General features: G+C 64.1%; 9 protein-coding genes. 7 read left to right on the top strand and 2 right to left on the bottom strand.

Annotated elements, in window-relative coordinates:
• The 6 genes from EN749_RS23995 to EN749_RS24020 all read left to right on the top strand — a co-directional run.
• Positions 1 to 648: LysM peptidoglycan-binding domain-containing protein (locus EN749_RS23995; protein WP_145990983.1), on the top strand; the 648-nt coding region annotated here is incomplete at its 5' end.
• 227 nt (positions 649 to 875) lie between these two features.
• Entirely contained in the window at positions 876 to 1,208 is a 333-nt protein-coding gene (locus EN749_RS24000; protein WP_127323175.1) for a metalloregulator ArsR/SmtB family transcription factor, read from the top strand.
• Positions 1,209 to 1,230: 22 nt separating this feature from the next.
• Positions 1,231 to 3,111, top strand: a complete 1,881-nt coding sequence (locus EN749_RS24005; protein ID WP_128364105.1) for an ABC transporter ATP-binding protein/permease — start codon at positions 1,231 to 1,233, stop codon at positions 3,109 to 3,111.
• Between the two features lie 122 nt (positions 3,112 to 3,233).
• Entirely contained in the window at positions 3,234 to 3,581 is a 348-nt protein-coding gene (locus EN749_RS24010; protein ID WP_128364106.1) for an antibiotic biosynthesis monooxygenase, read from the top strand.
• Between the two features lie 285 nt (positions 3,582 to 3,866).
• A complete protein-coding gene (locus EN749_RS24015; protein ID WP_128364107.1) occupies positions 3,867 to 4,565 on the top strand; it encodes a phosphatidylserine decarboxylase in 699 nt (232 codons plus the stop codon).
• Positions 4,566 to 4,640: 75 nt separating this feature from the next.
• Positions 4,641 to 5,387, top strand: a complete 747-nt coding sequence (locus EN749_RS24020) for a phosphatidylcholine/phosphatidylserine synthase (RefSeq protein ID WP_245491490.1) — start codon at positions 4,641 to 4,643, stop codon at positions 5,385 to 5,387.
• A gap of 27 nt (positions 5,388 to 5,414) precedes the next feature.
• Here EN749_RS24020 and EN749_RS24025 read toward each other — a convergent pair whose 3' ends face one another.
• Both EN749_RS24025 and EN749_RS24030 read right to left on the bottom strand, forming a co-directional pair.
• Positions 5,415 to 7,637, bottom strand: a complete 2,223-nt coding sequence (locus tag EN749_RS24025; protein WP_128364109.1) for an AMP-binding protein — start codon at positions 7,635 to 7,637, stop codon at positions 5,415 to 5,417.
• Positions 7,638 to 7,761: 124 nt separating this feature from the next.
• A complete protein-coding gene (locus EN749_RS24030; protein ID WP_127398975.1) occupies positions 7,762 to 8,169 on the bottom strand; it encodes a 4-oxalocrotonate tautomerase family protein in 408 nt (135 codons plus the stop codon).
• A gap of 113 nt (positions 8,170 to 8,282) precedes the next feature.
• Here EN749_RS24030 and EN749_RS24035 point away from each other — a divergent pair.
• A partial coding sequence (locus EN749_RS24035; RefSeq protein WP_128364110.1) for a LysR family transcriptional regulator occupies positions 8,283 to 8,814 on the top strand: 532 nt, incomplete at its 3' end.

The following is an 8,814-nucleotide window of genomic DNA, read 5'->3' on the forward strand; positions in this document are numbered from 1 at the left end:
GGTCTCGCCGATGCCGGCCGCAAGGTGCGCGCCTATGCCAACGACATCCTGCTCGGTGATGCGCAAACGTCGACGGATGGTCATTTTCTGGTCGAGGCGACGCGCGACATTCCGGTCGGCAGCTACACAATACGTGTCGACGGCCTCGATACCGACGGTGTGACAGTTGTGGCCCGCGCAGCCGTGCCGTTCGAGCGCGAGCCGGGCGAAGCGGTCGCCGCCGTGGCACCCTCGGCGCCGAAGCCCGTTCAGCCCAAGCCGGCCGCACCTGCCGCCGCCGAGGCGCCGGCCGCGGCCGAGACGGCTCCGGCCACCACGCCTGCTCCCGCCACCGAGGCTCCGGCCGTTGTGGCGGAGGCGACGCCGCCGAGCGACGTGCCCGAGACCGTGGCGCCCAAGCTTGAACATGCCGACGGCGCCGTCATCATCCGCCGCAACGACACGCTGTGGCGGATCTCGCGGCGCGTCTATGGCCATGGCGTGCGCTTCTCGACCATCTACCTCGCCAACCAAGACCAGATCAGCGATCCCGACCGCATCTGGCCGGGGCAGGTGTTCAAGGTCCCGGAAAAGTCGAAGGAAGGCGAAGCCGCCGACCTCAAGGCGATGGGCGAGCAGGCAACGACAGCGCCGGCCAAGACGCAGTAGGGTTGGCGATTGGCCAATCTCCCTCCTTGAGGGGGAGGTGGCAGGCCAGAGGGGTCGTCGCGCGTGAAGCGCCGACCTTCTCTTTTCTCCAAACGACGTCGCGTCAGGACGCACCGACCCCCTCTGTCACCTTTGGTGACATCTCCCCCTCAAGGGGGGAGATTAGGTCGCTCTGCCCATCGGGGTAGCTTGCCGCAGACCTGCTCATCGTCTATCGCCGATGGACGATGACTGAATCCCTTATGGAAACAAACGCACCTGGCTGCACCCCGGACAGCCGAGCCGTTGCCACCCGGCTGGCAGCACTTTCGCACCCGGCTCGGATCGAAATCCTGAAATACTTGTCCGCAAGCAACTCCTGCTACTGCCGCGAAGTCGTCGATCGGTTCGATCTGGCGCAGTCCACCGTGTCACAACATCTGAAAATACTGGTCGAAGCCGGGCTGGTTCGCTTCGAGCCCGATCGCCAGCGTTCGCGCTATGCGATCGACCGTGCCGCGCTCGCCGATGTTTCTGCATCGGTGGCCGCCCTCGTCAATTCCTGCTGCTCCGGCCGCTGAAAATAAGAAGAAGGCGCCAAAAATGGCCGAAAAAACCGTCTCCGACTCTTTGACCTTCAAGACGCTGCTCAATTTGTGGCCCTATATGTGGCCGGCGGATCGCGCCGATCTGAGAGCCCGGGTCACCTGGGCGACGCTGTTGCTCGTCGTCGCCAAGCTGACGCTGGTCGCCGGTCCCTATTTCTTCAAATGGGCAACGGACGCGCTGGCCGGCGACTCCAAATCGGTGCCACCGCTGCCGACATTTCTGCTGGCGCCGGTCATGCTGGTCGTCGCCTACAATGTCGTGCGTCTGGTGCAGCTTGGCTTCAATCAGCTGCGCGACGCGCTGTTTGCACGCGTCGGCCAATACGCGGTGCGCCAGCTCGCCTTCCGCACCTTCGTCCACATGCACCAACTATCGCTGCGCTTCCACTTGGAGCGCCGCACCGGCGGCCTGTCGCGCATAATCGAGCGCGGCACCAAGGGTATCGAGACGATCGTGCGCTTCATCATGCTCAACACCGCGCCGACCATCCTCGAATTCGCGCTGACCACCGGCATCTTCGCCTACACCTATGGCTGGAAATATGTGGTCGTCGTCGCGGTCACCGTCTGGGTCTATGTCTGGTTCACGGTGCGCGCCAGCGACTGGCGCATCTCGATCCGCCGCGACATGAACGACAGCGACACCGACGCCAACACCAAGGCGATCGACTCGCTGCTCAATTACGAGACGGTCAAATATTTCAACAACGAAAGCATGGAAGCCGAGCGCTTCGACCGCTCCATGGCACGCTACGAGGTCGCCGCGACGCGCATCTGGACCTCGCTCGGCTGGCTGAATTTCGGCCAGGGCATCATCTTCGGCCTCGGCACCGTCATCGTCATGTGCATGTCGGCGCTTGAAGTGCAGGCCGGCACGCAGACGGTCGGTGACTTCGTCTTCATCAACGCCATGCTGATGCAGCTGTCGGTGCCGCTCAATTTCATCGGCTTCATCTACCGCGAAATCCGCCAGGGGCTGACCGACATCGAGCAGATGTTCGACCTTCTGGATGTGCCGCAGGAGATCGTCGACAAGCCGGATGCCAGGCCGCTCGCCGTGAGCGCCGGCAAGGTCGAGTTCCGCGACGTGCATTTTTCCTATGACCCGAACCGCAAGATCCTGAAGGGCATCAGCTTCGAGGTGCCGGCCGGCAAGACCGTCGCCATTGTCGGGCCTTCGGGTGCCGGCAAGTCGACCATCTCGCGGCTTCTGTTCCGCTTTTACGACGTTCAGTCCGGCCAGGTGCTGATCGACGGCCAGGATATCAGGGACGTGACGCAGGAGAGCCTGCGTGGCGCGATCGGCATGGTGCCGCAGGACACCGTGCTGTTCAACGACACCATCGCCTACAACATCCGCTACGGCCGCATCGGAGCCAGCGAGGAGGACATGCAGAAAGCCGCTGAACTAGCCCAGATCGGTCCGTTCATCGAGCGATTGCCTGACGGCTACAAGTCGATGGTCGGCGAACGCGGGCTGAAGCTTTCGGGCGGCGAAAAGCAGCGCGTGGCGATCGCCCGCACCATCCTGAAGGCGCCGCCGATCCTGATGCTCGACGAAGCGACCTCGGCGCTCGACAGTCACACCGAGCAGGAGATCCAGGCCGCGCTCGATCTGGTCAGCCGTGGCCGCACCACCATCGTCATCGCCCACCGCCTGTCGACGGTCATCACGGCCGATGAGATCATCGTGCTGCAGGACGGCCAGATCGCCGAGCGCGGCACCCATGCCGAGCTGATGCGCAAGCATGGCCTCTATGCCTCGATGTGGGACCGCCAGCGCGAGGCGACCGAGGCCGAGGAGCGCCTACGCATCGCCCGCGAGGGCGACGAGCTTGGCGTCGTCGTTCGCCGGCGGACGTCCGAGGTGAATTGACACCGTTTCCTTCTCCCACGAGGGGAAAAGAGAAAAATTTCCGCTTGACCTCAACTTAAGTTGAGATCGTAGGCCGTTCTTGGAGCCCACCAACTAGCGTGAATCAAGAACGGAGCAATCGAATGAGCGAGACAAATCAGACTGTTGACGGGGGCAGCGTGTTCAGGGTGGACAAATTCGTTGTGCCTGCCGCCGCCCGCGAGGAGATACTCGCCAAGGTCAGGACAACGCATGAATTGCTGCGCCTGCAACAGGGCTTCGTCCAGGACTTCCTGCTCGAGCAATTCTCCGGGCCGGGCGAATTCAACCTCGTCACCATCGTCGAATGGGAAAGCCAGGCAGCCATCGACAACGTCGTGCCGATCGTCAAGGCCGCGCACGAGCGCATCGCTTTCAACCCGCACGAGATGATCGCCCGGCTCGGCGTGCGCGCCGACATCGCCAACTATCAGCGGGTTCCGGGGCTTTAGAAAAGCCGTTACGGCCAACCGATGCCAGGTGCCGGCGCTTCGACGCTGAACACCTGGCCGGTGCGGGCTTCAGAACGTCTTGGGATTTGGGATCATGGACGGGCAACCTTTTCCCGCGCCTTGAACCGTCGGTATCCCGAATTCTGCCGACAACGATACTGACCGGGCAAGCGGATCGCGACCCCTGCCGGCGCACCCAATACGGCCTTCCCTATTGTTGCGTTGCGGCGAGGGGGGCTTTCGGCTATTGAGGCCGGACTTGGAAACGGAGCCTGTTTTTAGCAGATGAGCCTTGTCGATACGGTCAAGAACGCATTCGTACCGATCCATCGCGAAGGCTATCCCTTCATCGCGGCCTTTGGCGCGGCGACGCTTTTCCTCGGCTATTTCTCCTCGATCCTGTTCTGGATCGGTCTGATCCTGACGGCTTGGTGCGTCTATTTCTTCCGCGATCCCGAGCGCGTCACGCCGGTCGATGACCGCCTGGTGGTCAGCCCCGCCGACGGCATCATCTCGGCGGTCGGACCCGCCGTGCCGCCGCGCGAACTCGGCCTCGGCAATGCAGAGATGACCCGGATCTCGGTGTTCATGAACGTCTTCTCCTGCCACGTGAACCGCGCCCCGGTGCGCGGCCGTATTGCGAAAATCGAGCACCGGCCGGGCAAATTCCTCAATGCCGAACTCGACAAGGCAAGCACCGAGAACGAGCGCAACGGCCTGGTCATCGAGAGCCCCAACGGCACGGTCGCGGCCGTCCAGATCGCCGGCCTGGTGGCGCGCCGCATCGTCTGCTGGGCCGAGCCCGGCGGCTCAATCGGCACTGGCGAGCGTTTTGGCCTGATCCGCTTCGGCTCGCGTGTCGATGTGTTCCTGCCCCTGACCGCCACGCCGCGCGTTGCCGTCGGCCAGACGGCGGTTGGCGGCGAAACCGTGCTGGCTGAATTCGGCGGTGTTGCCGGCACGCCTCTTGTTCGGGTTTCCTGACCGGTGGGCACGCAATACAAAAAGTTCGAGGCCCATGCCAGCGGCGGTCCGCGCATCCGCGAAATCCCGATGCGCATGGTGCTGCCCAATCTGGTCACCGTGCTCGCCATCTGCGCCGGCCTGTCCGGCATCCGCTTCGGCTTCGAAGGCCGCTTCGAGCCGGCGGTGGTGATGGTGCTGCTTGCCGCCTTCCTCGATGGCATCGACGGCCGCCTGGCGCGGATGTTGAAGGCGACCTCCAAATTCGGCGCTCAGATGGATTCGCTGGCCGACATCGTCAATTTCGGCGTTGCCCCGGCTCTGGTGCTCTATGCCTTCCTGCTCGACCGCGCCGGCTCGCCGGGCTGGATCGCGGCACTGCTGTTCGCCATCGCCTGCGGGTTGCGCCTCGCCCGTTTCAACGTGCTCGACGACGAGAAGGGCGATCGCCCCATATGGCAGTCCGAATATTTCGTCGGCGTGCCGGCGCCGGCGGGCGCCGTGCTGGTGATGCTGCCGCTCTATCTCTATTTCCTGCGCACAGGGCTGGAGCCCAGTCGCCCCGCCGCCTTCGTCGCCACCGGCTTCACCATCCTGGTCGCCTTCCTGCTGGTCAGCCGGCTGCCGGTCTATTCCGGCAAAAGCCTAAGGATCCCGGGCGACAGGGTGTTGCCGATCATCCTCGGTGTCGTACTCTACGTGCTCCTGCTGATGACCTATCCTTGGTGCACGCTGACCGCCTCGGTCGCCGGCTACCTGATCTTCCTGCCATTCAGCGTGCGCGCCTATTCGAAGCGCGCCAAGCGCGAGGGCGAGAAAGTGCCGCCCTCCGATATAGGTTAGAAAATTCGCAGAAGTGCTTGATCTGACTCAGGCCGCGACGCCGAGCCCCAGCCTGTCGATCGCCAATTTCCTCGTCGACACATAGTCGGTCTTGCCGGAACCCAGCACCGGGATTTCCTCCACCTTGACGATGTCGTTCGGCACCATCAGTTCGGCTGCGCCCGCCTGTTTGCCGAATTTGCGCAGCTCGTCGGGATTGGCATCGTCGGCGGTAGTGACCAGCACGATGCGCTCGCCGCGTCTCTTGTCCGGCACCGCCACAGCCGCGTGGCGCTCCTCCGGCCACAGCGACTGCACCAGCATCTCGACCGCCCCCAGCGACACCATCTCGCCGGCGATCTTGGCGAAGCGCTTGGCGCGGCCGCGAATGGTGATGAAGCCCTCGCGGTCGACGGCGACGATGTCGCCGGTATCGTGCCAGCCGGTCAGCGGCTGCAACTCACCTGGGCGGTCCGACGTCATGTAGCCCATCATCAGGTTCGGTCCGTCGAGCCACAATTGGCCGGCGTCGGAGATGCCCTCGACCGGCTCCAGCTTCATGCGCATGGCCGGCAGCAGCCGCCCGACCGTGCCGTCGCGGCCATGGATTGCCGTGTTGACGGCAACCACCGGTGCCGCCTCTGTCAGTCCGAACCCTTCGATGATCTCGGCCTGGAAGCGTTCGCGATAGACGCGGCGGGTTTCCGGCTTCACCGCCTCGGCGCCGGCGACGACGAAGCGAAGGCTGGAAAAATCGCCGTCCTTGGCGGTGCGCGCGTAGTTGGCGAGGAACGTGTCGGTGCCGAACATGATGGTCGGTTTCACCTTGCGCGCAACCTCGGGGATGATCTTGTAGTGCAGCGGCGAGGGGTAGAGGAACAGCTTTACCCCGGTGACCAGCGGCAGGATGGTGCCGCCCGTCAGGCCGAAGGAGTGGAACACCGGCAGCACGTTGAGCAGGATGTCGGCCGGCGAGATGGTGATCCGCGCCTCGGCCTGCATGGCGTTAGCGTACAGGTTCTTGTGCGACAGCACGACCGCCTTCGGCGTGCCTTCCGAGCCCGAGGTAAACAGAATCACGGCCGGCTTCGCCGCATCCTGCCGCTGCAGCGGCCAGCGCCACAGCAGAGCGGCGGCAAGCTTGTCCAGCGCGGTAACGCTCTCCCGCACATCCTCCAGCCACAGCAGCTTGGCGCCGCCTTTTTCGACCGCCGCGACGATATCGGCCAGATCGGCCTTCTCGACGAAGGCGCGGGAGGAAATCACGGTCCTTATCACCGCCGTGCGCACGGCCGCGGTGACGCTCGCCGGTCCGGCCGTATAGTTGATCATCGCCGCCACCCGGCCGGCCGACAGAAGGCCGGTGAGCGACAGCACGACGCCGTTGGCATTGGGCAGCATCACGCCGACCGCCTCGCCCGGAGCCGTCACCGCCTCAAAGCGCCTGCCCAGGACGCGGGCGCCGATGAACAGCTTGCGGTAGCTCAGCGCCCCGGAGATCACGTCGTCGATGATGGTATGCGAAGCGCCGACGCGGTCGGCGGCATCGCGCATGGCCAGGAACAGGCCACGATCGAGGTTGGTGCCGAAGAGCCGCGCCTCGGCGACACGGTCGAACAGCGCGTTGGTGTTCGAGGCCTGATCGGGGTTCCGCGCCACCAGTTCGGCGATGGTCATCGGCTCCAGCACGCTGATCGACAGCTGCGGAAACCAGTGTCGTGGCGCCTTGTCCGCGGGTGTCAGCGATACCGGCAGGCCGCGCGCGCCGCCGACGAAGATCGGCACGATCTTGGCATCGGCCTGCATGGCGATGCGGGTGACGGCACGAAACAACCGAAACGTCTTGACGTCAGGCTCGACCGCATCCGGCAGATAGACGGCGAGCCGGCCCTTGCCCCTCAGCACCCGCACCAGCCGGCGGCTGACGAAGAGATGTTCGGCGTTGAAAGCGATGGTACGGCCAAGCTCGCGCCAAGGTTCAAGCCACGGCGAGCGCGCCGAGGCCTCGTCGAGTATGTGCAGTGTGTCTTCCGGCAGCAGCGACAGCATCAGCGCCGGTTCGAAGCGCGATTGATGCGAGATGACGTAGATGACTGGAGTCTGCGCCTTGCGGGCGATCCTGATACGGCTGTCGGCGATCCGGTAGGCGAGCTTGAACGGCACATAGAGCAGCGCCTGGGTAAAGCGCAGGCCGAGGCGGAATTTTTCCACCACGCCGATCAGCAGCCAGGCCAGAACAAGACCCGCAAGCAGCGCCAGTGTCAGGACCATGCCGCGTCTCTCCCAACATTCTTAGCATCTCGGCTCTTTTGCGGCCGCTTCGGCCAGAACCTAGACGATGTGGGAGCAAGGTCAATGCGGAGCTTTTGCTTCCCTTGGTGCGGGAAGCTGCTTGTCATGCCGCCTGCAGCCGTCCACTGATGAAACGAAATTCCTGCGTCTTGCCGCCATAGCCGTAAGCGGCTGCCGGCACTTCATGTACGAAGGCGTAGCTCTCCTCGTGCACGCCGCCCAGCAGACGGCCGAAGGCCGCGAAGATCGCCTTCAGATAGGCCTCCAGCTCAAGCTTGGTGTTGGTGCCGTCGACCACCTTGATATCAAGCCAGAACGTGCTGGTGCCGTGCTCGGCCAGCGACTTGCCGCCGGCGAACCAGTGCTGCGGATCGACATAGGACACGGCAACTGCCGTGATCGTCGGGTCCTTGCGCAGCTGCGTCGCGGTGATTTCGGTGGCCTCCTTTGCGATGCTGGCTGAAAGAGCCGCGTCGGGCTTGCCGGTGACGCTGATGTTGATGATGGGCATTTTTCTTCTCCTTGGCTTGAGCGGCGTCCGATTGCCGTTGAAACAGCCATGCCACCAACTTTAGATCAAAAAAATCGAATTGTTTTTAATTGAAGATTCGATAACATAGAAGTATGGAAACGCTCGATCCCGATCTCCTCCGAACCTTCCTCGCTTTCGTCGACAGCGGCTCACTGGCCCAGGCGGCTGCAAGCATCGGCCGTTCGCCCTCGGCGGTGACCACCCAGATGCAGCGGCTGGAGGAAATCCTCGGCGAGCCGCTGCTGGCGCCGCAAGGGCGAGGGCGCGGCTTGACCCCTGCAGGCGAAGACCTCGTCGGCCATGCCAGGCGAATCCTTGCCACCCATCGCGAGGCCTGGCTGGCGCTCAAGGGGGCGCGCGCTGCCGGACGCGTCGCCATCGGCACGACACAGGATTTCGCCGACAGCGGCCTGCCGGACCTGCTGCGTGCCTTCGCCGGCAGCCATCCACGCGTCAGGATCGAATTGCGGGTCGGCCGCTCCGCCGAACTGGCGCAGGCGCTGCAGTCTGGCGGCCTCGATCTGGCGATCGTTATGCGCCAGGCAGCGGCGTTGGACGAGGTCGGCGTGCTGCGCGAGCCGATGATATGGCTGTGTTCGCAAAAAGGGCTGGCTTCGCGGCAGG

The sequence above is a fragment of the Mesorhizobium sp. M7A.F.Ca.ET.027.02.1.1 genome (genome assembly GCF_004022985.1).
Classification (GTDB): domain Bacteria; phylum Pseudomonadota; class Alphaproteobacteria; order Rhizobiales; family Rhizobiaceae; genus Mesorhizobium.